Genomic DNA, 24,865 nt, shown 5'->3' with positions numbered 1-24,865 from the left:
GTACAAGGAGTCGTCCCATGTCGAAGCAGACCATCCTCGGCCGAGTCACCCAGCTGGCGAAGGCCAACATCAACGCCCTTATCGACCAGGCCGAGGACCCGCAGAAGATGCTGGACCAGCTGATCCGCGACTACACCAACAACATCGCCGAGGCCGAGGAGGCCGTCGCGTCGACCATCGGCAATCTGCGGCTCCTGGAGCAGGACCACAGCGAGGACGTGGCCGCGGCGGGCGAGTGGGGCGGCAAGGCACTCGCCGCCAGCAAGAAGGCCGACGGGCTGCGCACCTCCGGTTCGGCGGCGGAGGCGGACACCTTCGACAACCTCGCCAAGGTGGCGCTCCAGCGGCAGTTGCAGTCCGAGAAGGAGGCGCGGACGGCCGAGCCGACCATCGCCTCACAGACTGAGGTCGTCGACCGGCTCAAGTCCGGCCTCGACCAGATGCGGACCAAGCTCGGCGAGCTCACGGCCAAGCGCGACGAGCTGGTGGCCCGCGCCAAGTCCGCCCAGGCGCAGAACCAGATGATGGACGCGGTCAAGAACATCAATGTGCTCGACCCGACGAGCGAGCTGGGCCGCTTCGAGGACAAGGTGCGCCGCGAGGAGGCCAGGGCGATGGGCAAGCAGGAGCTGGCCGCCTCGTCGCTGGACGCCCAGTTCGAGCAGCTGGACAGCCTCGGCGACGGCGCGGAGATCGAGGCGCGGCTGGCCGCACTGAAGGCCAAGTAGGGCCGGCGGCCCCCTCGCCCGCGTCGGCCTAGTACATGCTCAGCAGCTGCTCCACGCTCGGCTCGCCCTTCGGCTTGCCGTTCGGCAGGGCGAGTTCGAACCAGACCGTCTTGCCGCGCGGGGTCCGCCGTGAGCCCCAGGCCGCGCTGAGCAGCTCGACCAGTTGCAGCCCGCGCCCGCCCTCGTCGGTGACGCGCGCGCGTCGCCGGCGCGGCTGGACCAGGCCGCCGTCCCACACCTCGCAGACCAGGGTGCGATCGCGCAGCAGCCGGACCCTGATCTCGCCCTCGCCGTACCGCAGGGCGTTGGTGACCAGCTCGCTGACCAGCAGCTCGGTGGTGTCCACCAGGGCTTCGAGGTGCCAGGTGACCAGCTGCGCGCGCGCCAGCTCGCGCGCCCGGCCCACCGAGCGCGGCTCCCGCGGCAGCTGCCAGTCGCCGACCGCCTCGGCGGGCAGCCCCTGGATACGGGCCATCAGCAGGGCGATGTCGTCCTCGCCGTGCCGGGTGTCGAGCGTGTTCAGGACGTGGTCGCAGACGTCCTCCAGGGGGCGGACCGGGTCGGTGAGGGCCGCCCGGAAGGCCCGCAGCCCCTCGTCGAGCGGATGGTCCCGCGACTCGACGAGCCCGTCCGTGTAGAGGGCGAGCAGGGCGCCCTCGGGCACCTCGACCTCGACCTCCTCGAAGGGCTCGCCGCCCACCCCGAGCGGCATGCCCGGCGGTACGTCGAGCAGCAGCGCCTCTTCGCCGGGCTCGACCAGGACGGGCGGCAGGTGGCCCGCGTTGGCGAACGTACAGCGGCGGGTGACCGGGTCGTAGACGGCGTACACACAGGTCGCGAGGTAGACCTCCGACAGGTCGGCCTCGCGTGCCTTGTGGGTGGCGCGCGAGGCGTGCTGGGCGCCGCTGGGGGTGCCCAGGCCGCGGGCGATCTCGTCGAGCGCCGAGAGCACCTCGGCGGGCTCCAGGTCGAGCAGCGCCAGGGTCCTTACCGCGGTGCGCAGTTCGCCCATGGCGACGGCGGCGCGCAGGCCGCGGCCCATCACGTCGCCGACCACCAGGGCCGTGCGGTGTCCCGGCAGCTCGATGACGTCGAACCAGTCGCCGCCGACCTCGGTGGCCGTGTTGCCCGGCAGGTAGCGGCAGGCGATGTCGAGGCCCGCGGCCTCCGGGTCGCCCGGCGGCAGCAGGCTGCGCTGCAGGATCAGGGCCCGCTCGTGCTCGCGCCGGTACAGGCGTGCGTTGTCGATACAGACGGCGGCGCGGGCGGCGAGCTCGACGGCGAGTGTGCGGTCGTGCTCCCCGAAGGGCTCGCTGCCCTTCGTACGGGAGAACTGGACCAGGCCGACGACCGTGTCGTGGGCGACCATCGGCACGGCGAGCGTGGACTGGATCAGGCTGCCGTCCCGGCCGGGCACCACCTGGACGCGGGCGGTGCGCAGGGCTCCCGCACAGGGTGAGTTGAACGGGTAGCGGTGGACGGAGCCGACCTCGGTCGGCGCCGGCTCCTCACCCTCGGCGACGCAGCCCGGGGCGACCAGCGGGCCGTCGGACACGGCGCTGGCGAAGGCCACCCGGCGCAGCTCCGCGCTGCCGTCGGCCAGGCCGGGCGGGGCCTCGTCGCCGGCCAGCAGGCCCTGGTAGAGGTCGACGGAGGCGAGGTCGCAGAAGCCGGGGACGGCCACGTCGAGGAGTTCGCGGGCGGTGGTCTCCAGGTCCAGGGAGTTGCCGATGCGGGCGCCCGCCTCATTCAGCAGGGCCAGGTTGCGCCGGGCGTCGGCGGCCTCGCGGGCCGCCGTGTGGCGGCGGGTCACATCGGTGGCGAGGCCGGCGACGCCGATGGGGCGGCCCGCTCCGCTGTGCACCCGGTAGAGGTTGACGGACCAGTGCCTGCGGTCCGTGCTGCCGGGTATGGCGCCGATGACCTGTATGTCGGTGATGGACTCGCCGGTCTCCAGGACCCGTTGGAGGGACGCGGTCATCCGTGCGGCCTCGGGCGGGGAGAGGTAGTCGTGGACGGTGCGGCCCCGGTGGTCCTCCGTGCCGCCGCCGAAGACGGTGGCGAACCGCTTGTTGGCCCGCTGCACGGTGAGATCCGTACCGAACAGGAGGAAGCCGAAAGGAGATTGGCCGAAAATTGCCTGCGAGGAAGCGAGATCGGTTTCGATCCGGCGCAGCGCGCGGACGTCGACGACGATGCACAGCGCGGCCCGCTCGCCGTGCGAGGTCTCACTCGGCATCACATAGATTTCCGCGATCCCGTGCGCACCCCCGCTGTCGGGCATCCGGAACGGAACGAGACCGGTCCATTCCTTGCCGTCGAGAATCTCGGCGACCTCGCGGTGGCCGCGCATGCGCACCTCGGCCGGCATGAACGCCTCGACCGGATCCTTGCCCACCACATCGCGTGCGGCCAGGCCGAACAGCTCCTCGGCCCGCCTGCTCCACTGCTCGACGAGCCCGTCGGGGCCGATCGAGAAGGACGCGACCTTGATGTAGTCATAGATCGAGCCGGGCGGGCTGCTCTGCCACATGGCTTCGCTCGCCGCCGCTGCTATCTCGTTCACGCGACCGTCCCCTCCAGCTCCACGCACCGGACCGGTCCTTCCCGCAGTATTCAGCACTACGGGCCCGAGCGTCACGGCGTTCACGATCACAGCACGGACTCGTTCCTTTTCGGCCGGAAAGGCGGCCGTGCGGTGATCGTTGTCCCTTCACTCTTCTAACCAGGCAGGGCCAGCTCGAACCACACCGTCTTGCCCGTTCTGCCGTGACGTGTGCCCCACCGCAGCGCGGAGCGGGCCACCAGCTGCATCCCACGTCCTCCCTCGTCATCGGGGCCCGCGACGCGCGCGAGCGGCGGATCCGGGAGGGGATCCGACACTTCGACCAACAGGACGCGTCCGGTGGCGGGAGGGAGTCCGGCCGGATGGCACCGCACCAACCGGACGCCGATGGGGCCCGATGCGTACCGCAAAGAATTGGTCACCAGTTCGCTGACCAACAGAACGGTCATATCGCCGACCGCGTCCAGCAGACCCCAGGCGCGCAGCGCGTCACGGACGGCATGGCGCGCGGTACGTACGACATTGGCCGCGGCAGGGAAGGTCCACTCGGCGCAGTCGCCTTCGGTGTCGATCACGCCGACCACATCCCAGATCCCAGACAAACAGCGCGGCCCGCGTCCTTTTTCGGGGGGTTAATCAGCACATACCCGATATACGGTCCGAGTTAATCCCCGTAATGGAAGCACTGGGGCACAAAGGGCGTGCGGGAGCGCGGCCCGCGCCCCCGTCCCACCGGTCCCGAGGACGGCCGCCGGGCGGATCAGGCCTGGTCGGCCGGTCCACAGAGAGCACTCAGGCGGAGTACCGCCTCGGCCACCGCGGGGCGGTCCTGGTCCAGCCAGTCCACCGCGTCCGCCGCTTCGTGCGGCGCGAGCCAGCGCAGCGCGTCGTGGTCCTGGAGCGGCCGGGGCGTGCCCGAGACGAGCCGGGCCGTCCACACCTGGAGGACGAGTCCCGGCTTCAGGGGCCACTCGCCGGGGATGCGCTCCAACGGCCGCACCTCGACGCCGAGCTCTTCGCGCAGCTCTCGCACGAGCGCCTGCTCGGCGCTCTCGCCTGGCTCGACCTTGCCGCCGGGCAGCTCCCAGCGGCCGGCCAGCTCGGGAGGGGCACTGCGGCGCGCGGCCAGCAGCAGCCCCCGGTCGCACACGGCTGCGCCCACCACGACACGATCAGTCATGCGCGGAGCCTACGTCGCGGGCGCGACCGGGTCCCCCTCGACCTCGCGCCGGACGCGCTCCCGGGGCCTCGCACCGGGAGCTGTCGACGGCCTTGCCGGAGGGTCTACTGGGCGTTCTGGCCGACCCGTTCGACCCAGTAGAGCTGCTTCTGGCGCCCGCGGCCGTCGAGGCTGTCCGCGATCTCCTGCGCCTCGATCTTGGTGGCGTACCTGCCGACCCGGTAGCGGTTGCCGTTGTCGTCCTGCCGTATCACCAGCCATGGGAGTACGGCGCCGCTGTCGTTCATCGTGCGCCTCCGTCCGCCGGAGCGCTTGCCTCTAAGGATCCCCAGGAAACCGCAATCCGCATATGCCCGAGCGTACGCCTGACCTTCACTCAGCGAATACGCTTTTATACAAAGAGGTACGCATCCGGCCGTGAATGAGGGGGCGTGCTCCGCGGAGCACGCCCCCTCACCCCCTCCTCAACCCCGGGGCCTCCCCCGGCCCCGAGGGAGAGTTCAGTTCCGGTGCGGCGTCGGCAGCCCCAGCGACACCGGCCCGGACGCGGCCCCGCCCTTGCGGCAGGCGTCCCCGCACTCGGCGTCGAGCGAGCAGCACAGCGAGCAGATCGGCCCCGCCTGGACGGGGCAGTCCGCGATGTCCGGCAGCTCGTACGCCGTGTCGCAGACGGCGCAGCTGTGGGTGGCGGTGATGTCGTCGACCAGAACGTGCGGACCGTTCACCGGGTTCGGGCGGGCCAAGTAGTACTTGCCCTTGGTCAGCCAGGCGATCAGCGGGCACAGGGCCAGCGCGAGACCTGCGGCGATGAAGGTGGAGAAGGCCTGCGCGTACTCGCCGAACAGTCCGAAGAACGCGAGGATCGAAACGGTCGAGGCGATGACCATCGCACCGAACCCGGCCGGATTGACGGCGTACAGGTAGGCCCGCTTGAACTCGATGTACGGCGGGCTGAGCCCGATCCGCTTGTTGATCACCAGGTCGGCGGCGACCGCCGTGATCCACGCGATGCCCACGTTCGAGTAGAAGCCCAGCAGCTTGTTGAGGGCCGCGAACATGTTCATCTCCATCAGCGTCAGCGCGATGGCCAGGTTGAGGAAGATGTACCAGACCCGACCGGGGTGCTTGTGCGTGAGGCGCGAGAAGAAGTTGGACCAGGACAGCGAGCCGCTGTACGCGTTGGTCACATTGATCTTGATCTGCGAGACGATCACGAAGAGCGCGGCGGCGGGCAGCGCGACCGAGCCGAGCCAGGGCTTGAGCGCCTCGATCTGCGGCGCGATCGGCTCCAGGGCGTGCGTCTTGCCGACGGCCTCCAGGGCGACGAAGGCCAGGAGGGCGCCGCCGAGCTGCTTGGCCGCGCCGATGATCACCCAGCCGGGCCCGGCGGCCAGCACCGCGATGTTCCAACGGTGCTTGTTCTGTTCGGTCTTGGCCGGCATGAAGCGCAGATAGTCGGCCTGCTCGCCGATCTGGGCGATGAGGGAGAGCGCGACACCGGTACCGAGTCCGAAGGCCGGCCAGGAGAAGCCCGGCCCCGCCCCCTCCGTGCCGCCGAAGGAGGTGAACCGGCCCCAGGCGTCCGGCGCCTCGAAGGCGAGCACGACGAACGGCAGCACCAGACCGATCAGCCAGATGGGCTGCGTCCAGACCTGCACCTTCGCGAGCGCGCCCATGCCGCGGAAAACGATGGGGATGACGATCAGCGTGGTGATCAAGTACCCGAACTCCACGGGGAGTCCGATCGCCTGGTGCATGGCCTGCGCCATGATCGAGCCTTCGAGCGCGAAGAAGATGAAGGTGAAGGACGCGTAGATGAGCGAGGTGAGGGTCGAGCCGAAGTATCCGAAGCCGGCGCCGCGCGTGATCAGGTCCATGTCCAGGCCGTACTTGGCGCAGGCGCGGGCGATCGGTATGCCGGTGAGGAAGATGATCGCGGCGGCGCACAGGATCGAGGCGAGCCCGCTGGTGAAGCCGTAGGTGAAGACGATCGACGCACCGATCGCGAAGTCCGCGAGATAGGCGATCCCGCCGAGGGCGGTGCCCGCGACCATCGACGGCGACCAGCGGCGGAACGAGTGCGGCGCATACCGCAAGGAGTAGTCCTCGCGGCTCTCGTCGGCCGCGAGCCTGGCGTAACTCCGCTTGGCGGGCTGCTCCTCGGGCGCACTGGTCACAGGTGCGGCGGTGTCCGTCATCGGCGGTTTCCCGTTCGTCGGTCCGGAGTGCGGGTACGAACGGGAACCTAGGAGCCGGACATGACAATGCGCGGCGGCCGTCGATTGCCCGGCTGTTACGAGAACGGTCTGCGCGTTAACTCCCGATCACGGCGGACGGACGGATGGCGCGCCCGCGCACCGGCCACTTCGCCGCCCGGTGCACACGATCCGAAGACAGGGCCTTCTCAACGGCGGGCGGCGCACGATCCGGAAGCGGCCACCGCACCGGCAGGTCGCACCCGATCCGCTCGGCCACCGCACCGCCAGGTGGCAGGCGATCCCGCACCGATCACCCCACCGGCAAGCGGCACACACCCCCGCATCAGCCAACCACCGGCAGGCGTACACGAACCCGCGCCCGTCACTTCACCGGCAAGCGGCACGAGCCCCCGCAGACCAGCCACCTGACCAGCAGGCGCACACGGGCCCGCGCCCGTCACTTCACCGGCAAGTGGTACGCGACCCGGTAGCGGTCCGCCGGCACGACCACGTCCGCCGTCTCGACCGCTCTGCCCGACGCGTAGTACGTCCGCTCGATGACCAGCACCGCATGCCCCGGCACCCCGCCGAGCTGCAGCAGTTCCTCCGCGAGACCCGGCCGCGCGCCGACCTCCTCCACCACGTTGTCCACGACGATGCCGATCGCCGCCATCCGCTCCACGACGCCGCAGCCGCCCAGCGGGCCTTCCTCGGGCAACATCACCGGGGTGCGCCCCGTGACGGCCAGCGGCTCCCAGGACGTCGACAGCATCATCGACTCCCCCGCGTCCCTGAAGACGTACCGGGTGCGCATCACCCGGTCGCCCACCTCGACTCCGAGCCGCTCCGCGATGGGCTGCGGCGCCATTTCCTGCTCGCTGCTCGACTCCCAGGTGCCGCGCGCACCGCTCTCCGACTGCTCCTGCCGAAACGGCGTCGACGGTCCCTTTGTGCGATGGCCGGAGCGCGACACGCGGCGCGGGACGGGCTGCTCGCGCACATACGTACCGGACCCCGAGCGGCCCTCGACAAGCCCCTCCGCCATCAGGACCTTGCGGGCCTCCAGCGCGACGGTGTCGGAGACGCCGTACTCCTCGCGGATGCGTGCCTGCGAGGGAAGTCGGGTGTGCGGTGGCAGGGAACCGTCGACGATCTTCTGTCGTAGATCGCCCGCGACGCGCAGATAGGCCGGCTGCTCACCGAATGTCACTGGCCACTCCCATCAGGTTGACACACAGCAACAGCCTGACAACGGTGGGTTGTTGACCGCAAGTAAAGGCCAAAGTTTCACTCGAAGTGATGACTTGCCTTTACGCAGGGCTTTGGCGCGGGTAGGGGGATCCGAACGGCCGCTGCGTGGACCAGGAGACCGCGGAGCCGACGCCGCTGCTCGAACCCCCGTCCGTGGGAACGCCCGTGGGGTCATCGGTCGGAGCTTCCGCGGGCCCGTCCGAGGATCCGCGCAGCGACCCCTCCATCGGCTCACCGGCCGTGCCGAAGACGCAGACGACCCCTCGGTCACCCAGCCCCCAGCCCCGCTCCTCGGGCAGGTAGTAGTACATGTCCACCCCGTCGGGCGCCGTCCAGCCCTTCCCGGTGAACGCCGACTGGAGGTCCGTGCACCGCTCGTCGGCGATGTCGGTCACCACACCGTCGCCGGGGAAAGCGCCGGACCGGTCGATGTCGAAGGTCGCGTACACCTCGCCCTGGTGGCCCTCCGCGCACGGCACGACCTCGACGTCGGTCGTCACGCCCTCCAGCGACCCCTTCGGCGAGTTGAAACACTCGCCCTTGCCGAGCTTGAGGATGCTGCTCGACCGGGCCGCCTCCTCCATGCCGTCCTTGAAGCCGCTCCAACCGTTGCCGAGGGCGCCGGTGACGAGGGTGATCAGGACGAGCGCGGTACTGATCGAGGAGAGCGCGATGCCGGTGATCGCCATGGCTTTGCCCGCCCCGCCGTTCCGCTTGATCCGGCCGAGGGCGAGAACGCCCAGGATCAGGCCGAGCGGCGGGACGCAGCACACGATTCCGGTGATGAGTGAGGCGACGGACAGGCCGTCGGCGCCCCGGATCGGTGGGTACTGCTGCTGCGGCGGGTAGGGGCCCTGGGGGAACTGCGGCTGGGAGAACCGCTGCTGCGGGTAGTGCGCCGCCGGCCCCTGCTGCGGATACGGCTGCTGCGGGGGCGGCCACCCCTGCCCCTGGGGAGGCTGACCGGGCACGGGCGGCGGTATGTCCACAGGTACGGAGCTCCTCGTCGGGCGCGGGCGACTGCCGCGCGCATGTTACGCGAAGAGGGGGCGACCGCCGATGGCGGTCACCCCCTCCCTCACGTACTCACGAAGCACTCACCAGCAGCTCAGCACTGGCCAGAACTGATCAGGACCGATCAGAACTGCAGCGCCCAGGAGTCGATCTTCCCGACGTCCTGTGCCGCGTTGTCGCTCACCCGCAGCTTCCAGCTGCCGTTGGCCACCTCCGAGGAGGCGTTCACGGTGTACGTGGTGTTCAGGTTGTCGCTGCTGCCGCCCGTGCCGTAGCCCTTGAGGGTGTAGGCGGTGCCGTCGGGGGCGATCAGGTCGACCTTGAGGTCACCGACGTACGTGTGCTTGATGTCGACCGGCACGCTCAGGCTCGCCGGAGCGTTCCCGGCGACGCCGCTGACGGTGACCGGGGACTCGACGGTCGCGTTGTCGTTGATGGTGAAGTCGGTGAGGTTCTCGAACCGCTTGCCGGGCGGCGGGGTGTCACCGGTACCGACGTACAGCAGACGGTTGGGCGAGCCGGTGCCCGGACTGCCCACCACATTGGGCGTGGCGGCGGCGACCAGCGCGGCCGACACCTGCGCCGGGGTGGCGGTGGTGTTGCCGGCCAAGTACAGCGCGGCGGCCCCCGCCACGTGCGGGGACGCCATCGAGGTGCCGGAGATGCTGTTCGTCGCGGTGTCGCTGGTGTTCCAGGACGATGTGATGCCCGAGCCGGGCGCGAACAGGTCGAGTACGTCGCCGTAGTTCGAGTAGCTCGCCCTGGCGTCCGTGTTGGTGGTGGCGCCGACCGTGATCGCCTCGGTCACCCGGGCGGGTGACTTGGTGTTGGCGTTGGTCGACTCGTTGCCCGCGGCCACCGCGAAAGTGATGCCGGAGGCTATGGAGTTGCGTACGGCGGTGTCCAGCGCCGGGTCGGCGCCGCCGCCGAGGCTCATGTTGGCGACCGCGGGCTTGACCGCGTTGCGGGTCACCCAGTCGATGCCGGCGACGACCTGCGCGGTGGTGCCGGAGCCCTGGTTGTCGAGCACGCGGACGCCGACGATCTTGGCCTTCTTGGCCACGCCGTAAGCGCCGCCGCCGACCGTGCCCGCGACGTGCGTGCCGTGGCCGTGGCCGTCCTGGGCGGTGTTGTCGTTGTCGATGGCGTCGTAGCCGTAGGAGGCCCGGCCGCCGAAGTCGCTGTGCGTGATGCGCACGCCGGTGTCGATGACGTACGCCGTGACGCCCTCGCCCGCCTTGTCGGGGTAGGTGTAGCTCTGGTTCAGCGGAAGGGCCCGCTGGTCGATGCGGTCCAGGCCCCAGGAGGGCGGGTTCGGCTGGGTCGCGGAGACCGTGAAGGTGCGGTTCTGCACGACCGAGTCGACAGCCGGGTCCGCCGCGAACTTCTTGGCCTGCGCCGCGGACAGCTCGACGGCGTAGCCGTTCAGGGCCGCGCTGTACGTCTGCTTGATCTTGGCGCCGTACCCCTTGGCGAGCGCCCTGCCCTCGGCGGAGCCCGCGTCGGCGGCCGATTCGTCAAGGGTGACGATGTAGCTGCCCGCGATCGTTCCGGGGGCTCCTGCGTTCAGGATCCGCCCCTCGGCCGCGGTGGCCGGGAGGGCGGTGGCGGCGCCGAGTGCGAGGGCGGCGACGGCGGTGGCACTGACTGCGGCGAGTCTTCGCCTGGAAATACGCATCACGGACATGTGAGGGGTCCTCCTCATAGCGGTGCGCTGGTGGGGGGTGGTGCGACATGGGCATGACAACACGTCGCCACGGTGTCCGCGACGGATTCCGTACCCTGCTGTCAGCGAAAGATTGGCGCATCCACAGGAATCTCACAAGAGCACCGGCGCGCTCATAATCCGCCCACCGCATTGCCGTCATGATCGCCCGTCAGGACGAGCCGTCAGCTGGGCCGGTGCATACGCTTCCGGCATGACGACCACAACACCCACCACGACCTACCGCTGCCCCACGGACGGCACCAGGGCCTCCATCGATTCCCTCGCCTGGCAGTGCCCGGCCTGCGGCGGACCATGGGACCTCGAATTCACGACCGCCCCCGTGGACCTCAAGTCCCTGGCCGGGAGAGTGAATTCACTGTGGCGTTACGAGGAGGCGCTCCCGCTGCCCGGCGGCCCGCCCCCGGTCACCCTGGGCGAGGGCCGGACCCCGCTCGTGCCGCTCACCGACGCGGTATCGGCCAAACTCGACTTCCTGATGCCGACGCTCTCCTTCAAGGACCGCGGCGCGGTGCTCCTCGTCGAGCTCGCCCGGCGACTGGGCCCCGACCGGGTGGCCCGGGTGATCGCCGACAGCAGCGGCAACGCGGGCACGGCGGTCGCGGCGTACAGCACGCGCGCCGGACTGCCCTGCACGATCTACGTTCCCGAGGCGACCTCGCCCAAGAAGATCGAGCAGATCGGGGCGCACGGCGCGCACATCGAGCTCGTCACCGGCGACCGCCAGGCCACCGCACGGGCGGCCCGCGAGGCGGCGGACACCCCCGGCACGTTCTACGCGAGCCATGTCCACAACCCGTACTTCCTGCACGGCACGAAGACCTACGTCTACGAGATCTGGGAGGAGCTCGGGGGCCGGCTGCCGGACGCGATCGTCGTCCCGGTCGGCAACGGGACGCTGCTGCTCGGCGCGTCCCTCGCCATCACCGAACTGCACGCCCACGGACTCATCGACACCCGCCCCGAACTGATCGCCGTACAGGCGGAGGCGGTGTCACCGCTGGCCGCGGCGTTCCACGCGGGGGCCGACGACCTCATCGGCGCGGAGAGCGCCCGCCCCACGCTCGCCGAGGGCATCGCGATCCCGCAGCCGCCGCGCGCCCGGCAGATCCTGCGCGCGGTACGGGACTCGGGCGGCACATTCCTGACGGTGACCGAGGACCAGCTCCGCGCGGCCCAGCTCGACCTGGCGTCCCGCGGCCTCTTCGTCGAGTCGACGGGGGTCGCGTGCTGGGCGGCGGTGAGCGCGCACCCGCTGGAGGGCCGCAGCGCGGTGGTCCCGCTGTGCGGCGCGGGGGCGAAGACGGGACTCGCGGCGCCGGAGGCGGTGACCCCGTAACCCGCCGGGCCCAGCGGCCCGGAGACGGTCATACGAAGCTGAAGGGCTCGTCCCGGAGAGCCCTTCAGCGTCCCTCGCGCTGACGCCCGGGACCCCACCGGGCAGCGATCACCCTGGGCGCCCCGGCCGGGTGTCCAACGGGGCAGCCATGGTGATCGGCGACGCCCCCGCCCGGCCCTGACGGGTCGGCGACACGCCTAGCCGATGGACGTGTCGCCGAAGGACTCCAGCAGCTTGCGCAGCGAGTTGCCGAGCTGCTCGCACTCCTCACGGCTCAGCTCCTTGAGCATGCGCGCCTCGTTGGCGAGATGGGCGGCCATGTACTCGCGGGTGACCTCGTGCCCGTGCTCGGTGAGCCTGATGGTCACCGTGCGCCGGTCGCCCCCCTCCCGCACCCGCTCCACCAGGCCTTTGGCCTCCATGCGGTCGATGCGATTGGTGATCGCACCGGAGGTCACCATGGCGGCCTTCAGGAGTGCGCCGGCGGGCAGCGCGTACGGCGCCCCGGAGCGCTGAAGCGTGGTGAGCACGTCGTCGCCCTGCTGACGGGCTCCCTGCTCTCCCTGCTCCTGGCAGCGGTCTCCGCCCGGCTCGGCCGCGCACGGGTCCTGGCCATCCTGTTCACCCTGGGCGCCCTGGCCCCACTGACCGCCGCACTGAGCCCGTGGGCGCCGCTGCTCCTGCTGGTCGCGGCGATGGCGGTCTTCACCACCACGGCGGGCAACGGCATCCTCGCGGTGTACGCGACCCAGGCCGCACCGCAGCCCCAACGCCCCACGGTGATCGGCCTGTTCAGCCTCTGCTACCAGATGGGCGGCGCCTTCGGACCGGCCGTCGCAGCGATGATCACACTCAGCTGACCCGGGCGCCGAGGGCGACGGCGCAGGCTCGGATCAGAGCACCACGATCCCCAACGGCCGTACGCCCGCCGGGAGTCGACGGGTCTCACCGCTGTCCACATCGGCGACGGTGATGCCGTCCCAGGACCCCTCCCGGGTGAACCCGCCGGTGACATAGGCGGTCCGGCCGTCCGGGGAGACGGCGACGTCCTCATGGGCACCGCCCAGGGGCACGACGCGCTCGTCGCCCTCGGGGCCGCGGATGGTGAGCGAGGGTGCCTCGTCGTCGGCCCCGATCGGCCCGGTACCGACCACGAGAAGGGTGCCGTCGGGAGTGAGCGTGGCCCCGTGCTGATGCGTGTTCGCGGTCATCGACTCGATGGCGACCTTGCCGGTGCGCGGGTCCAGGACGGCCAGCTTCTCGCCCTCGAACGGCAACAGGAGCTTGCCGTCCTCGCGTACGGCGGCGTAGTGCGGCTTCAACCAGGAGCCGAGGCCCCCCTCGATCCCGTACGGGGCCACCTCCATGCGGCGCGGCTTCAACGTGTCGGTGCGAACGGCCGTCACATCGAACGAATCGTGGTTCATGGCGTACACCTCGGAGCCGTCCGGCGCGATGTCCACGTCGAAGGGCCGCCGCCCCACCGTGACGGTGTCGGTCACCTCGCGGGATGTAGTGTCGATGACCTCCAACACCCCTTCTCCATCAGGCACGTTGACACCGACATAGGCATGCCGGCCGTCCTCGGCGAGGGCGATTCCCATGCCGCCGCCGCGGTACTCGCCCGTCGTGACCGGCCCGGTGTCCGTCTCGTACGGGATACGGTCCACCCGCTTGCGGGCCGCGGTGTCCACCACCGCCACCCCTTCCGCGGTCGCCACCCAGGCCCGCCCGTCTTCACCGACCACGAGCCCGTACGGCGCGGAGCCGACCTCCACGGAGTCGATGGGCCCGCGCCGGGGGTCGACGAAGGTGACGGTGTCGCTGTCGAAGTCCGCGACGAGCAAGGTGCCTTGCGCGGTACGGGCGGGCGCCGGGGCGGTGGGTGTGACGTCCGGGGCCCGGGGGGAGGCGGACGCCGGCCCGGCGGCTCCGTCCACGGCGCACCCGGTCACCAGGAGGGCGGCGGCAACGCCCCCCAGGATGCCGCGCCGCCCGGCCTTCACGCCGCCCTCAGGAGGGTCACGATCTCGCCGAAGCCCCGGCGTTCCGCGTGCCCCAGGGCCGTGACCCCGTCCCGGTCCGGGAGGCCCGGGACGGCGCCGGCCGCCAGGAGCAGTTGGACGATCTCCTGGTGCCGGGGGCCGCCGTCGCCGAGGATGACCGCCTCCAACAGGGCGGTCCAGCCAAGGTCGTTGACGTGATCCACATCGGCGTCCGTCTCCCGCAGCACCGCGCGGACGTACTCGACGTGACCGCGCTCGCTCGCGGGGATCAGCGAGATCCCGCCGAAGCGGTTGCGCAGGGTCGGGTCGTGCCCCGCGGGCAGCAGGACCCGCATCATCGCGACGCTTCCGGTCACGCCGGTGACCAGCCAGGCGCTGTCGTGGCGCCGGTCCTGCGCGTTCGGGTCGGCGCCGGACGCGACCAGGACCTGAGCGGCCCGGACATGGCTGCCGAGGGAGGCGAGGAGCAGTGGGGAGCGCAGTTCCTCGTCGCGGGCCTCCACCCGGGCGCCCGCGTCCAGGGCGGCTCGCACCTCGTCGGCGTCACCGAGGCGGGCGGCTTCCAGGAGCCGAGGATTCTGGTCGTCCATGAGGGTCCTCCCAAGGTATGCGTACGAGACTGCCGACGGAGGCCGGGCACCGCCCACGTATCGGGAGCGGACCACTGCTCCGGTGAGGCACCACCGGCTTCCCGCTCCGGTATCCATCCTCGATCCGGATCCGCCCTGCCCGGGTCGACTCACGGGCTGCGGCCGGGACACCCACCGGAGGACAACCGGGTCAACCGATCAGTCGATGCGGAGACCGATCCGAGGACGCGATGAGCAGATGAGCATGGGGGCGAGTGCACGTGACCTGAGGTGCCAGTGAGTGATACCGGGCCAGAAAAACCAGTACCCATCCAGCACGGGAACCGGCAAGGGGCCGGCTCCCGAAAGAGCCGGCCCCATCTGACCTGCATGTCTGCCAGTCCGCCAACGCGGGGTTGTTTCAACCGCTCACACGTTGAAGCGGAATGTTTGGTGCAGAGCTCCCACCTGCGGAAACACGGCTTCGGGGGTGCCCATCCCAGCACCATCCCAGCACGGTAGCCACGTCCCGGCACCATCCCAGCACGGCAGCGCGTCGCCCGCACCTACGCGGCGGGTTCGAACGCCGTTTGCATGATGGCCCGGCACCGGTCCCACGCCTCCGGCACCAGGTGCCCGTAGATGTCGACCGTGGTTGTGATGGATTTGTGCCCGAGCCAACGGGAGACCTCGTGGATGGGTATGCCCGCGGCGAGCGCGGTTGAAGCGAAGAAGTGCCTCAACGAGTGCGGGTGGTACTTGGGCTTCCCCTCCACATCGACAAGGCCGGCAGCGACGCACGCCTTCCTGAAGTGATACGAGTAGGTGTTCGCCGTGGGCATGGTGCCCTTGCCCCGCTCACGGGGAGCGAAGAAGACGTCGACCTGACGCGCCTTCCCTGCCTTGTCGCGGAACGTGATCGGGATCGGGGCCCACAGCTTCTCGTGCCCGTCGATCTCCGTGCAGATGAAGGGCGCGACCGGCACGTCTCGGTACTCGCCCTCCTCGCGGTGCTTGAGCGGGACGAGCCGTGTCCGGCAATCGTCACGGTGCGCCTTCGCGCTGATCTGCCAGCGGATCCGGATCATGTCGTTGCGCAGGCATCCGACGTGGAAGGCCAGGGCCTCGCTGACTCGCATGCCGACCCCGGCCTGGAGCCAGACAGTGAGCTTGTACTGGGGCGACATGTGCTGGTACAACAACCGCACCTCGTCGAGGGACGGGATTTCGTCCTCGTCGACGGCGCGCGACCCAGGGGCGTTCTTGACGTCCTTGGTCGGATCTTCCTGGATCCGCTTTTCTTCCTTCGCGGACCAGAAGATGTGCTTCACCATCTTCATGCGGTCGTACACCGTGCTCGCGGCCAGCTCTTTGCTGATGGCCGCCTTGAAGTGCTCGATGTCCCGCTTGGTCACCCCGGCGAGGGTCTTCCGACCTAGCCGGGGGACGAGATGGTTGTCGATGAAGCCCTTGTAATTGTTATAGGTTCCGTCGCCGATTATTCGACGTTCGAGCCAGTCTTCGACATAGACGCGGACGGTGATCTTGCCAGCATCGGGGTCAATGTAGACCATCATCCCCTTGTCGGTCTCGACCTTGGCAGCAAAGGCATCCGCGCCGTCCGGACCGGTCTTCTTCGCGAACGTTTTTTCGCGCTGCCGCGCCGTTCGACCGCCAGGCTCCCGATAGCGGACCGTCCAAGAATGCCCGCAGCGCGGCTTGTCGCACGGGTATGTGGTGACCTTGGGATCGGACTTGCATCGCTGATATACGGTTGCCAACTGACACCCTTCATGTGCGAGGAATGGCCGAGCGGCCGTTATCCGTAGTTGTCTTCGAGATAGGCGATGATGTCGCGCTCACGGAATCGCAGAAGGCGTCCGACTTTCTGCGCCTTAAGCCCCCACGCCCGATATTTGTTCTTAACGGTGATCTCGCTCACCTGCAGCCAAGAAGCCACTTCTCCCGGGGTCAGGAGCCTGTTGCTTCCGCCGGCGGTCACGACACCACCTGTACGGCAGTAGAAGAGGCTTGTCGTTCAGCGCCACCGTGGAGGCAACTACATGAGCGAAAATGGGCAGGGGGTATCACGAATCGGCGCACGTTTGGGTTCCTTGCTGGGGCGCGTGGTCGATTGGGGAATGCCGACAGCGCTACCCATGCCATGAGGGGCTTGGAGCGGAAGCCGACAGCTACACGAATGCAGCGGGCGGGCCGGGTACCACCTCTCTATCTGCTGGGCCCTGTCTGTTAGCCCGCTCCGACTCCACCGCCAAGCACAGTCGGGTGCGAACTCCCTCAATGGTCTGCACGATCCCCGGTTTCGGTAACCGGGGATCGTGGGCTACATTCCGCCCCGCAACCGCGGACTACGAGGTAAGCCGGTAGGACCTGAGCGCGGGGTGTACGTCGTCTTCGACCAGGAGCACGAGCCCGACTTCGACGAGTCGGCTGAGGTTGCGAGCCACGACGCGTTCGGGGGCACCGACGGCTCGGGCGATGCCGCGGGCCTCAGCACCCGGGTGGGCCGCGATGTGCGCGAGCACCACCAGGTCCTGGCGATGTCCGCGCTGCACAAGGTCCTCGCCGAAAAGGCCGGCGGCGCAGACACAGAGGCACAGGGCCGTGGAGAGGGCTGCGTAGTCAGCTTTCGTCTGGGCGGTCCATGCGTTCATGGCGCCGAGCGCCAGGAGAATCGGAGCGGCGACACGGGCCGATCTCAGTGCGGCTTTCGGCAGGTGGGCCTCCTTGGTAGGGACCATGGCGCGAGACGCGAGACGCGAGACGCGAGACGGGAGACGCGGGCCAGCGCCGGACGCTGGCCCCCGCTCCGCTTGGAGCGTTGTGGACGATCACGTAATTCGGCTCTGTCGCTGATCTTGTGACGGGGTGGTCAGGGTGTGAGGAGCACCCGCTTGCGGAGGAAGTCGAGGTTGGCTCGTCCGTATCCTTGCCTTTTGAGGAATTTCACTCGTGTGACCTGGCCTTCGACCTGGCCTGAGCTCCAGGGGGTGGACAGGCCGGCGGTGACGGCGTCCTGGTCCCGGCGCAGGCCGTTGACCAGGGAGTGCAGGGCGGGCAGGTTGTCGGCGAGGACGCGTTCCATCCAGGCTGGCAGCTGGTCGCCGCGCAAGTCGCTCATCATGGCGGCGAAGTCGCGGACATGGTCGGTGACGGCGTCGAGTTCGGGGCAGTCGGCCCGGATCTCTTTGAGGTCGGCGGCGTCCACGGCTGCCAGGTTTCCGGGGGCGGTCATGATCCAGCGGACGATGCGGCGGGGCCGCGGAGCTGGACGGGGCACTGGCGGCGCGGTGGTGGAGGTCTTGAACGGGCGGAGGTAGCGGCGGACGGTCTGGATGCTTCCGGTGAACCCCCGGGCGACGATTTCCTGGTGGAGCTGGGCACTGTCGCGACAGCCCTCGTTCCATCGCTGGTGGAGGTAGGGCGTGTGCTCGTCCAGGAGGGTGGACCGGTTTGTCGCCTTGACCAGCAGTTCGTCGATGCTGGTGGCCCGGGCGAAGCGGCGCACGGTTTTGCGGCTCAGCCGCAGTGTCCGGCAGATCCCCTCCAGCGTGCTGCCGCCGTCCAGGAGTTCCCGCACTGCGGTGTAGCGTTCCCTGGTCCGGGTCACCAGACGGCGTTCGCGTCCGCAGACATCGAGCATCGCGTCAACCGGGGGCGGCGTCTGCCAGATGTCGTCGCTGGGCGGCGGCTTGGCCGGTACGGTGTTCTCGAACGCGGCCCGGGCGCAGGCGTGGTGGGCGGATACGGTCTTCTCCACCGCCTCGCCGAGGTTGTGCCACAAATGCCAGGCGTCTGCGACCTGGACCGCCTGCGGGGCGCCGCTGCGGGTGCCCTCGGCATACGCTCCGGCCCTGTCCCGGCACACGATCTCTATTTCCGGGTGGTTGCTCAGCCATGCGGCCAGTGGCTCGGCCTCACGGCCGGGCAGCACGTCGACCGGGCGCCGGGTCTCCAGGTCCACCAAGATCGTGGCGTACGTCGCACCCCTGCGGAGCGCGAAATCGTCGACACCGAGCACACGGATCTCTCCGACAGGCTCTTCCGGCACCGCACGGACCAGACGTAACAGAGTGTCCTTGGCGACGTCCAAGCCCAATACCCCGGCCAGGCGGGCCCCCGCGCGGCCGGCCAGCGCGAGAGCGATCGAGGTCAACTGGCCGCGCAGCAGCGGCGTATAGCGGGCATGCGGGCTGGTCAGCCCCGCGATCTGCTCAGCGAACGTCACCGCCCGGCACCCGGGGTTCAGGCACTTGAACCGCCGCACCAGCAACTCGATCACCACCCCGGCGCCGCTGGCCGCCGCGTCCGCGAGCCGCCGTACGTACCGTCCGTGCACCCGGCCCGACGCGCTACCGCAGTGCGGACACACCCCGCCCGACGACCGAGCACGCGCATGCATCGAGACCACACCGGACAACGACCGCTCGACCACCTCGACCACAACACCGGCCAGATGAGGGAACAACACCCCGAAACTCCGTGAAGTACACCTGGCTCATGATCACAGCCGCCACTGACACCACCCGCCCCGTCACAAGATCAGCGACAGAGCCGAATTTCGTGATCGCTCACAAGCGTCTCTGCCCTGGTGTTTTCCGGGGAGGTTGTACGTTGACATGGTCTGCGGCAGAGGTTCCAGTCCCGCAGGGCCCTTTCTCGTCTGCCGTGGGCGAATCCGTCCTCGGGCGTGAGGGCTCCTCCTATCTCGGCGGGAGGAATGGGCCGGCGTCTTCGGCGCGGAGCAACTGCGACCTAGTCGGCAGAGATCCCCTGACTCCGAGGGACGAAGCCTGAAGGGCGTCTAGTTTGCAGGCGGAGAGCGCTCCAGCCCTTAGCCCACGGCAGTCCAGTGCCAGGGCCGGTCTCCCTGGAGCCCTCGGATGCAGTCAATACGGTACCGAGCTTGTTCAAGTGCCGAGGGGTCTTGATCCGCGATTTGCAATCCGAAGGTCACGAGACGTAGCTCCCGGATGCCCCGCAAGGTGGGATACCCAGCCCAGTCGCGGACATCGAAGCCGTATTGCTCGCTGAAATCCTCATACTGCTCGGCCGGCAGCGTACCGAAGGTTTCGAATGCCACGGCGGTTGAGGTGAGATCCCACTCGGGCGGTCCGAGCGACGTCCGCTCGAAGTCCAGGAGCAGGGCGTGTCTCTCTGTCACCGCACAGTTGCCACCCCAGGCGTCTCCGTGAATAACGCAGTGCGGGAGTCCGGCAGGGAGCTGCTCCCACTGTTCACTCAGTTCATCGAGGCGATGAATGAGCCACGTCTTGTCATCGTCGCCGATGCATTGCGCAGCGGTCAGCCGGTCGGCGATCCGTACGAACGGGTCTAGCTGGCCGATGGGGAACTTCGGTTTAGGCAACCGATGCATCTGCCGCAAAAGAGGCCCCAGTTCGGACTCCGTTCCCTGCCGATGTGGGGGCAGAAGTTCCCAGAAGGTGGCAGCCCTCCCATGCGCGTGAACGGGCTGTTCCCTGTCCAGCGGACGCACCGCCGGGACATGGTTCTCAGCAAGCCAGCGTGCCACTGCCACTTCGCGCGCCGCAGCCTCTGCCTGCCCTGAACGGGCGATGCGCACGACCACACCATCGGGTAGCTTCCACAGGTCGTTCTCGGCGAGCCGGATGGGTTCAGCGCCCCTGAGCGCGAGGCCGGCAGCTGCTGCCACCGCTTCCAGGACGGCGAACGACTCCTCGGCGCGGGTCGTGGTCATGCACGGACCGTAGCGGCGATCCGGCTCCGCAGCTCCGCCACCTCTGGCCTGCGGGCGTATCGAGCCGAGGCGCTGGACAGGTCTTCCATATCCGTAACTGCTCGCTTGGACCGAAGCTTCCCGACTTCGGTCAATGCACGATTCGCGATGGCCACGGCTTGCTGCGGGTCTCCGGCGGCCATCGTCAGAGTGGCGAGCTTGGTGCCCGAGAGGGCGCGGGAGCGCACGTACGCGTCAGTGTGCCCGTCGATCGCTGTCTCAAGACGTGACGTCGCAAGCTGAGGGGACTGTCCCGGCATAAGTGCGATGTCGAAGGCCGCGTGTCCTGTGTCCCCGTGGTGCTGTGCCTCGTCGTAGTACGCCATCCACGGTTCGTCTTCACCGTCGCGGGCCCTCGCGAAGATTCTGTCTGACCGCTCGATGGCTACCAGCACTTCATCCGGCCGGCGCATCTTCGCCCAGGCACGAGCCCTGGCGTTGTGGAGCATGGCTTGCTCCCGCGGGGTGAGGCGGTCTGAGCGAAGCAGTCCGTTCTCCGCATACGTCAGGCCCTCGTCGGGTCGGCCACACCAGATCTCGTGACGGGCACGCCAGTTGAGTGAAGCCGCACGTAGGTGCCAGTTGTTGCCCTGCTCGGCGCACCAAGTGCCGAACCGCAAGAGCTCGGTCGCGTCGTGGTGTGCGTAGGCGTCGAAGGCGCTAGCGCCCATCACGACCGAGAGGCGCCCGACCGCGGTGTAGAGGTCGGCCTTCAGCTCAGACGGATACTTCGTGGCAAGCAGCCCCTTAGCCCAGATGAACAAGCCCATGGAAGAACTACCGACGATCCCGCCTCCGCCGTAGAGGTTGTCCCATCCTGCGAGCGTATCCGCGGCCGTCAGGACCTGCTGAATGTCCTCCGATCGCACGTCCTTGGGAAGAGCGTGGGGCCCCGAGGACGGAAGTAAGTCGATGAAGGCGGTCGGGGCGAGGGCAGCTACTCCGCCCAGGGAGAAGAAGGCGCGGCGCTCCATGTTTGGTTGGCTCCGTTCCGAAAGCGCATGCGGGTTCAGTCCAAGCATGCCCTCGATCGGGCGTTCGCTGGCACCTTGGTCGACTTTGCCAGTGGACTTGTCCGCATGGGCGGCTGCCTCGGCCGCTTCTATCTCGACGAGACGCCATAGTCTTCTTAGCGCTCCCCCAGCCTCGACGGCGTCGTCCAAGAGGCTCGCTAGAGCGGCGTCGCACTTGCGTTCGTTCTTCTCGATGCGCTCGATCATCGTGGCACTGAGGTGCACCTTTGCCCCAACCTCGCTTGTCGACATCTTGCGAGTGGTGCGCCAGTTACGCAGTTCCTTGCCCCACCAAGCGCGTGCTGACGCCGTCTCATCCAAGGGCTTGGGCTTCTGTGCCATGGCTTCTCCTCCGGCGCCCGGATGCGGACAGCGCTGTTGCGCTTCGATTGTCCGCATCTTGGTTCTGCTTCACAGACTTTTCCCGAGACTGGCCAGCGGGAACCGCTGACCGTGATGATCGCGTAGCGAGGCGCACGGTGCGCTGCGGTGGCGCAAAGTCGACGGCCCGGCACCCACCGTGCGGGAGCCGGGCCGCATGAGCGTGCGCGCTATTCACCCAAGGGGAGGAGTCATCTCAGATCCGACGTGGGCGGTGAAAGCAGCCCACGCCGAATGCGAGAAGTCGGTGCGCGGGCCGTCGGGTCGCTTGGAGTCACGGACCCATGTTCGCTTGGGCATATTGGCGACTTCCACGCACTCGTTGTCGGGTGAGGCGCTGTAACTACTCGTGAACCACTGTGGTTCTTGGGACTGCTCAGCCACGAATGTCATCCTCGCTACTTCTGATCTTGCAGGTGCCTCTTGCGGGCCTCGGCGATCAACTCCGCCGAAGAATCGGGGTCCAGTGCTTCACTGCTCAAAAAAGCACGCGCATTCTCGTACGCCAGGCGTGACCCCTCTTCCTCCAGGAATAGGGAACCCACGGCGTTCTCGATGAAGATGACGTCCAGGGATGGATCCGGGCCCCCGTAGACGATGAAGCTGGTAAGCGTCGCGCTGTACGCACCGGCGTCGAACGGCAGTACCTGGATCGTGATGTTCGGCTCCACCCTGCGGTCCAACAGCAGGTCAAGCTGCTCAACCATCACCTCGGGTCCTCCAACCTTGCGGCGGAGCACACACTCGTCCAAGACCACGTGATAGGTCGGCGGTACCTTGCGTTCGAGGACCTGTTGGCGCCGCATCCTCATATCCAGGAACTCCGCCACTTTTTCCGGCGTAAGGGCATTTCCTGGCGTCGCTTTGATCGCCGCAGCGTAGCTCCTGGTCTGCAAGAGACCGGGCACTACCCCGTTGGAGAGGTGCCAGATTGACTTCGCCTCGTTCTCAAGCGGAAGAAGCACCCTCATGGGGTCGGAGAGCTTCCCAGCGTAAGGAACCCACCACCCGTCCGTGACCTTACTGTTCTGAGCCAGGCTGATCAGCTCTGCCGTCTCCTCTGCCGAGGCTTGGTAGACCTCACAGAGCTGTTTGACTTGGTTCCAGCGCACATTGCCCTTGGCCTGCTCGTACCGGCTGACCGTCGCCTTCGACATGCCCGCCTGACGGCCGGCCTCTTCGGCGGAGAGTTCAGCGTCTCTTCTCAGCGCAAGCAGCCGAAAGCCAAGTTGACGGCGACGCGCGGTCGGCCCTGACTCGATCTCGCCGTTCAACTCGGCGCTCTTCGACTCGTTCGTCATGCTGGCGGCTCCCCTTGGACGAGTACGGCCAGTGTCCTGTCTGGCGCGTAGCGACCGCAAGGGACGTTACACGGCGGAACAGAGCGTGGGGTACGCACGAGGTAAGGCCCGGAAGGCTCATGCGGACACTTCCGCTGTGAGCGTTACATGGGGAGCGTTCCCGCCCCCATACTCCAACTCGTTCGACCAAAGCCGCAGTTGAGCAAGTGCGCCTCGTGGTCCTCGCAAGCCCCCGAAGGCGGCCCGTAGCGACAGCGCTCCAACTGCACCCCAGACGCCAAGCGCCCACACGCACGTCACTTGGGAGACTGCCGATGAGCCCAGCCACAACTGCGCTTCTCAGCGCTGTTGCTGACATGCAGCGGGACTCGGGCCCTGGCTTTGCCGCAACCTTCCCGCCTCGCCGATCGCGAGTCGGCGAGATGCGCCACAAGACAGCCAGCCACCTCCGGGCGTGGAGGATCCCGCAGCAAGCCGTCGAGGACATCACCCTCGCCGTGTCGGAACTCGTCACGAACGCGGTGATCCACGGTGAAGGTGCCGTTTGCGTGGTCGTACGTCTTGTCGACCGCGAGGTCCGAGTCGAGGTCACGGACAACAGTCCGCAGCCGGCCAGAGTCACAGGTGCCGGTCCGGACGATATGTCCGGTCGTGGCATGTTCCTGGTGGCCGTCTTCGCGCGATGCATTGAGGTCAGCAAAGACGGCTACACCACCACGGCCATCTTCTCCCTCACCGGAGGTCGGCGATGACGACGCTGGTGCGTGAGACGCCGAACCCTCGAACCCACGAGGACCCCAAAGGCATCGCGGGTCAGTTCAGGTCACTGATGCCGGGCCTGGAAGGCTTGATCAAGCGCCGGTGCGAATACGATCAATCGGCCATGGCGCCCGGATTACGCGGGCGCAGCGCAGCGGAACCCGGTGTCGTTGTCCTTCATCGACGTGGAGGCAGCGTTCAGCAGGGACGGCGCTGCCCGTTCGATCGGGGACGTGAACGCGGAGCCCTTCAAGTGGCGCCGGCCGTTGCCGGGCTCCTCTTCGGTGCCGCACCACTCCCAGACGTTGCCGCACATGTCGAAGATGCCGAATGGGCTGGCCCCGGACTGGTAGCGGGAGACGGGGGTGGTCGCGTCGATTCCAGCCTCGGCCGTGTTCGCCTTCGCGGCTGTCGGCTCGTTGCCCCAGGGGTAGATGCGCCCGCGCGGTCCGCGAGCGGCCTTCTCCCACTGCCGCGAGGAAGGCAGCGACTTGCCGGCCCATCGGGCGTACGCAGTCGCGTCGTGCCACGTCACCCACACCACGGGGTGAGTGGCCAGCGTGACGGGGCAGTGGCCGTCGGGCCAGTGCTGGGGTGGTCGATGCCTGGTGGCCAGCACGAACTTCGCGTAGTCCTCGTTGGTCGTCGGGTAGACGTCCATGAGGAACGGCTCCAGCCACACCGAGCGGTTGTCTGGGCCGGAGAGGAAAATGCCCTCTTCGACGAGGGCCATGACCTTCCCATCGACCGGGTGCCGATGAGTGCTCGGGTCCCTGCGCAGCAGTTCCTCGGCGCGCTCGTCGTGCTCAACTGCTGCGCGTTCGGTCACGAGTGCGGCGAATCGCTGCTGAACGTCGGGCGGGGCCTGGGCGAGCAGCGTGTCCAGGGCCGACTGGTTGTCGAGTTCGAGTTCGATGGTCTCCCCCCGGCGTTTCCATCGGGGGATCTGGCGGGGGTTCACACCGACCAGATCGGCGAAGTCCTTCTGCCTCTTGCGCATGGCGATGCGCAGCAACTCGGCCTCTCGGCCGGTCCACCTGGTTACCCCCGCCATG

At 68.6% G+C, this 24,865-nt stretch carries 24 protein-coding genes; 4 read left to right on the top strand and 20 right to left on the bottom strand.

Annotation, left to right across the window (positions count from 1 at the left end):
* Positions 1 to 17: 17 nt before the first annotated feature.
* Complete coding sequence (locus tag ACLLJJ_RS26575; protein WP_434596007.1) at positions 18 to 728, top strand: PspA/IM30 family protein; 711 nt, start codon at positions 18 to 20, stop codon at positions 726 to 728.
* Positions 729 to 756: 28 nt separating this feature from the next.
* Here ACLLJJ_RS26575 and ACLLJJ_RS26570 read toward each other — a convergent pair whose 3' ends face one another.
* From ACLLJJ_RS26570 to ACLLJJ_RS26535, 8 genes are all read right to left on the bottom strand, one after another.
* Positions 757 to 3,261, bottom strand: a complete 2,505-nt coding sequence (locus ACLLJJ_RS26570; RefSeq protein ID WP_434600531.1) for a SpoIIE family protein phosphatase — start codon at positions 3,259 to 3,261, stop codon at positions 757 to 759.
* Positions 3,262 to 3,449: 188 nt separating this feature from the next.
* Positions 3,450 to 3,878, bottom strand: coding sequence for an ATP-binding protein (locus ACLLJJ_RS26565; protein WP_434600530.1), 429 nt, complete (start codon positions 3,876 to 3,878; stop codon positions 3,450 to 3,452).
* A 176-nt stretch (positions 3,879 to 4,054) separates the two neighbouring features.
* Entirely contained in the window at positions 4,055 to 4,474 is a 420-nt protein-coding gene (locus tag ACLLJJ_RS26560; protein WP_434596006.1) for a (deoxy)nucleoside triphosphate pyrophosphohydrolase, read from the bottom strand.
* 104 nt (positions 4,475 to 4,578) lie between these two features.
* Positions 4,579 to 4,761: an SPOR domain-containing protein gene (locus ACLLJJ_RS26555; protein WP_434596005.1), complete on the bottom strand. Its 183-nt coding sequence runs from the start codon at positions 4,759 to 4,761 to the stop codon at positions 4,579 to 4,581.
* A 213-nt stretch (positions 4,762 to 4,974) separates the two neighbouring features.
* Positions 4,975 to 6,672 carry a purine-cytosine permease family protein gene (locus ACLLJJ_RS26550; protein WP_434596003.1) on the bottom strand — a complete coding sequence of 566 codons (1,698 nt, stop codon included), beginning with the start codon at positions 6,670 to 6,672 and terminating at the stop codon, positions 4,975 to 4,977.
* 457 nt (positions 6,673 to 7,129) lie between these two features.
* Positions 7,130 to 7,882, bottom strand: coding sequence for a GntR family transcriptional regulator (locus tag ACLLJJ_RS26545; RefSeq protein WP_434596002.1), 753 nt, complete (start codon positions 7,880 to 7,882; stop codon positions 7,130 to 7,132).
* Between the two features lie 100 nt (positions 7,883 to 7,982).
* Positions 7,983 to 8,912 (bottom strand): DUF4190 domain-containing protein, encoded by a 930-nt coding sequence (locus ACLLJJ_RS26540; RefSeq protein WP_434596000.1) that lies wholly within the window; start codon positions 8,910 to 8,912, stop codon positions 7,983 to 7,985.
* 149 nt (positions 8,913 to 9,061) lie between these two features.
* Positions 9,062 to 10,624 carry a S8 family peptidase gene (locus ACLLJJ_RS26535; protein ID WP_434595998.1) on the bottom strand — a complete coding sequence of 521 codons (1,563 nt, stop codon included), beginning with the start codon at positions 10,622 to 10,624 and terminating at the stop codon, positions 9,062 to 9,064.
* A 232-nt stretch (positions 10,625 to 10,856) separates the two neighbouring features.
* Here ACLLJJ_RS26535 and ACLLJJ_RS26530 point away from each other — a divergent pair, with 232 nt between their 5' ends.
* Complete coding sequence (locus ACLLJJ_RS26530; RefSeq protein WP_434595996.1) at positions 10,857 to 12,002, top strand: threonine synthase; 1,146 nt, start codon at positions 10,857 to 10,859, stop codon at positions 12,000 to 12,002.
* Positions 12,003 to 12,199: 197 nt separating this feature from the next.
* On the opposite strand, the gene ACLLJJ_RS26525 is transcribed toward ACLLJJ_RS26530, so the two are convergent.
* Positions 12,200 to 12,532, bottom strand: a complete 333-nt coding sequence (locus ACLLJJ_RS26525) for a MarR family winged helix-turn-helix transcriptional regulator (RefSeq protein ID WP_434595995.1) — start codon at positions 12,530 to 12,532, stop codon at positions 12,200 to 12,202.
* On the opposite strand from ACLLJJ_RS26525, the gene ACLLJJ_RS26520 reads away from it, so the two are divergent.
* On the top strand, positions 12,437 to 12,862 hold the full coding sequence (locus ACLLJJ_RS26520) for an MFS transporter (RefSeq protein WP_434600529.1): 426 nt from the start codon (positions 12,437 to 12,439) through the stop codon (positions 12,860 to 12,862). The genes ACLLJJ_RS26525 and ACLLJJ_RS26520 overlap by 96 nt on opposite strands.
* A gap of 33 nt (positions 12,863 to 12,895) precedes the next feature.
* On the opposite strand, the gene ACLLJJ_RS26515 is transcribed toward ACLLJJ_RS26520, so the two are convergent.
* From ACLLJJ_RS26515 to ACLLJJ_RS26470, 10 genes are all read right to left on the bottom strand, one after another.
* Positions 12,896 to 14,008: a hypothetical protein gene (locus ACLLJJ_RS26515; RefSeq protein WP_434595993.1), complete on the bottom strand. Its 1,113-nt coding sequence runs from the start codon at positions 14,006 to 14,008 to the stop codon at positions 12,896 to 12,898.
* On the bottom strand, positions 14,005 to 14,598 hold the full coding sequence (locus ACLLJJ_RS26510) for an ankyrin repeat domain-containing protein (RefSeq protein ID WP_434595991.1): 594 nt from the start codon (positions 14,596 to 14,598) through the stop codon (positions 14,005 to 14,007). The genes ACLLJJ_RS26515 and ACLLJJ_RS26510 overlap by 4 nt, the downstream gene beginning before the upstream one ends.
* A gap of 545 nt (positions 14,599 to 15,143) precedes the next feature.
* On the bottom strand, positions 15,144 to 16,358 hold the full coding sequence (locus tag ACLLJJ_RS26505; RefSeq protein WP_434595990.1) for a tyrosine-type recombinase/integrase: 1,215 nt from the start codon (positions 16,356 to 16,358) through the stop codon (positions 15,144 to 15,146).
* A gap of 38 nt (positions 16,359 to 16,396) precedes the next feature.
* Positions 16,397 to 16,579 (bottom strand): helix-turn-helix domain-containing protein, encoded by a 183-nt coding sequence (locus tag ACLLJJ_RS26500; RefSeq protein WP_164247183.1) that lies wholly within the window; start codon positions 16,577 to 16,579, stop codon positions 16,397 to 16,399.
* Positions 16,580 to 16,946: 367 nt separating this feature from the next.
* Positions 16,947 to 17,339 (bottom strand): MarR family transcriptional regulator, encoded by a 393-nt coding sequence (locus tag ACLLJJ_RS26495; protein WP_434595988.1) that lies wholly within the window; start codon positions 17,337 to 17,339, stop codon positions 16,947 to 16,949.
* Positions 17,340 to 17,470: 131 nt separating this feature from the next.
* On the bottom strand, positions 17,471 to 19,069 hold the full coding sequence (locus ACLLJJ_RS26490; RefSeq protein ID WP_434588078.1) for an ISL3 family transposase: 1,599 nt from the start codon (positions 19,067 to 19,069) through the stop codon (positions 17,471 to 17,473).
* 363 nt (positions 19,070 to 19,432) lie between these two features.
* Positions 19,433 to 20,317 (bottom strand): phosphotransferase family protein, encoded by an 885-nt coding sequence (locus ACLLJJ_RS26485; protein ID WP_434595986.1) that lies wholly within the window; start codon positions 20,315 to 20,317, stop codon positions 19,433 to 19,435.
* Positions 20,314 to 21,711, bottom strand: coding sequence for a helix-turn-helix domain-containing protein (locus ACLLJJ_RS26480; RefSeq protein ID WP_356723193.1), 1,398 nt, complete (start codon positions 21,709 to 21,711; stop codon positions 20,314 to 20,316). Before ACLLJJ_RS26480 ends, ACLLJJ_RS26485 begins: the two co-directional genes overlap by 4 nt.
* Before the next feature lie 213 nt (positions 21,712 to 21,924).
* Positions 21,925 to 22,143 (bottom strand): DUF397 domain-containing protein, encoded by a 219-nt coding sequence (locus ACLLJJ_RS26475; protein ID WP_356723191.1) that lies wholly within the window; start codon positions 22,141 to 22,143, stop codon positions 21,925 to 21,927.
* Between the two features lie 5 nt (positions 22,144 to 22,148).
* Positions 22,149 to 23,051: a helix-turn-helix domain-containing protein gene (locus ACLLJJ_RS26470; protein WP_388532886.1), complete on the bottom strand. Its 903-nt coding sequence runs from the start codon at positions 23,049 to 23,051 to the stop codon at positions 22,149 to 22,151.
* A gap of 314 nt (positions 23,052 to 23,365) precedes the next feature.
* Here ACLLJJ_RS26470 and ACLLJJ_RS26465 point away from each other — a divergent pair, with 314 nt between their 5' ends.
* Positions 23,366 to 23,803 (top strand): ATP-binding protein, encoded by a 438-nt coding sequence (locus tag ACLLJJ_RS26465; protein WP_434595983.1) that lies wholly within the window; start codon positions 23,366 to 23,368, stop codon positions 23,801 to 23,803.
* Positions 23,804 to 23,946: 143 nt separating this feature from the next.
* Here ACLLJJ_RS26465 and ACLLJJ_RS26460 read toward each other — a convergent pair whose 3' ends face one another.
* Positions 23,947 to 24,864 (bottom strand): formylglycine-generating enzyme family protein, encoded by a 918-nt coding sequence (locus ACLLJJ_RS26460; protein WP_434595981.1) that lies wholly within the window; start codon positions 24,862 to 24,864, stop codon positions 23,947 to 23,949.
* Position 24,865 lies beyond the last annotated feature (1 nt).

It is taken from the genome of Streptomyces sp. A5-4, from assembly GCF_051131715.1.
In the GTDB taxonomy this organism is placed as follows: Bacteria; Actinomycetota; Actinomycetes; order Streptomycetales; family Streptomycetaceae; genus Streptomyces.
The sequence above is the reverse complement of the archived record's forward strand: the minus strand, read 5'-3'. Positions and strand labels throughout refer to the sequence as shown.

What these genes read in the sequence shown, in the direction of transcription:
- ACLLJJ_RS26570 (WP_434600531.1), bottom strand. Translation starts at nt 3,261, where the DNA reads ATGTGGCAGAGCAGCCCGCCCGGCTCGATCTATGACTACATCAAGGTC.
- ACLLJJ_RS26510 (WP_434595991.1), bottom strand. Translation starts at nt 14,598, where the DNA reads ATGGACGACCAGAATCCTCGGCTCCTGGAAGCCGCCCGCCTCGGTGAC.
- ACLLJJ_RS26465 (WP_434595983.1), top strand. Translation starts at nt 23,366, where the DNA reads ATGAGCCCAGCCACAACTGCGCTTCTCAGCGCTGTTGCTGACATGCAG.
- ACLLJJ_RS26535 (WP_434595998.1), bottom strand. Translation starts at nt 10,624, where the DNA reads ATGTCCGTGATGCGTATTTCCAGGCGAAGACTCGCCGCAGTCAGTGCC.
- ACLLJJ_RS26485 (WP_434595986.1), bottom strand. Translation starts at nt 20,317, where the DNA reads ATGACCACGACCCGCGCCGAGGAGTCGTTCGCCGTCCTGGAAGCGGTG.
- ACLLJJ_RS26560 (WP_434596006.1), bottom strand. Translation starts at nt 4,474, where the DNA reads ATGACTGATCGTGTCGTGGTGGGCGCAGCCGTGTGCGACCGGGGGCTG.
- ACLLJJ_RS26550 (WP_434596003.1), bottom strand. Translation starts at nt 6,672, where the DNA reads ATGACGGACACCGCCGCACCTGTGACCAGTGCGCCCGAGGAGCAGCCC.
- ACLLJJ_RS26555 (WP_434596005.1), bottom strand. Translation starts at nt 4,761, where the DNA reads ATGAACGACAGCGGCGCCGTACTCCCATGGCTGGTGATACGGCAGGAC.
- ACLLJJ_RS26470 (WP_388532886.1), bottom strand. Translation starts at nt 23,051, where the DNA reads ATGACGAACGAGTCGAAGAGCGCCGAGTTGAACGGCGAGATCGAGTCA.
- ACLLJJ_RS26495 (WP_434595988.1), bottom strand. Translation starts at nt 17,339, where the DNA reads ATGGTCCCTACCAAGGAGGCCCACCTGCCGAAAGCCGCACTGAGATCG.
- ACLLJJ_RS26480 (WP_356723193.1), bottom strand. Translation starts at nt 21,711, where the DNA reads ATGGCACAGAAGCCCAAGCCCTTGGATGAGACGGCGTCAGCACGCGCT.
- ACLLJJ_RS26460 (WP_434595981.1), bottom strand. Translation starts at nt 24,864, where the DNA reads ATGGCGGGGGTAACCAGGTGGACCGGCCGAGAGGCCGAGTTGCTGCGC.
- ACLLJJ_RS26575 (WP_434596007.1), top strand. Translation starts at nt 18, where the DNA reads ATGTCGAAGCAGACCATCCTCGGCCGAGTCACCCAGCTGGCGAAGGCC.
- ACLLJJ_RS26475 (WP_356723191.1), bottom strand. Translation starts at nt 22,143, where the DNA reads ATGACATTCGTGGCTGAGCAGTCCCAAGAACCACAGTGGTTCACGAGT.
- ACLLJJ_RS26530 (WP_434595996.1), top strand. Translation starts at nt 10,857, where the DNA reads ATGACGACCACAACACCCACCACGACCTACCGCTGCCCCACGGACGGC.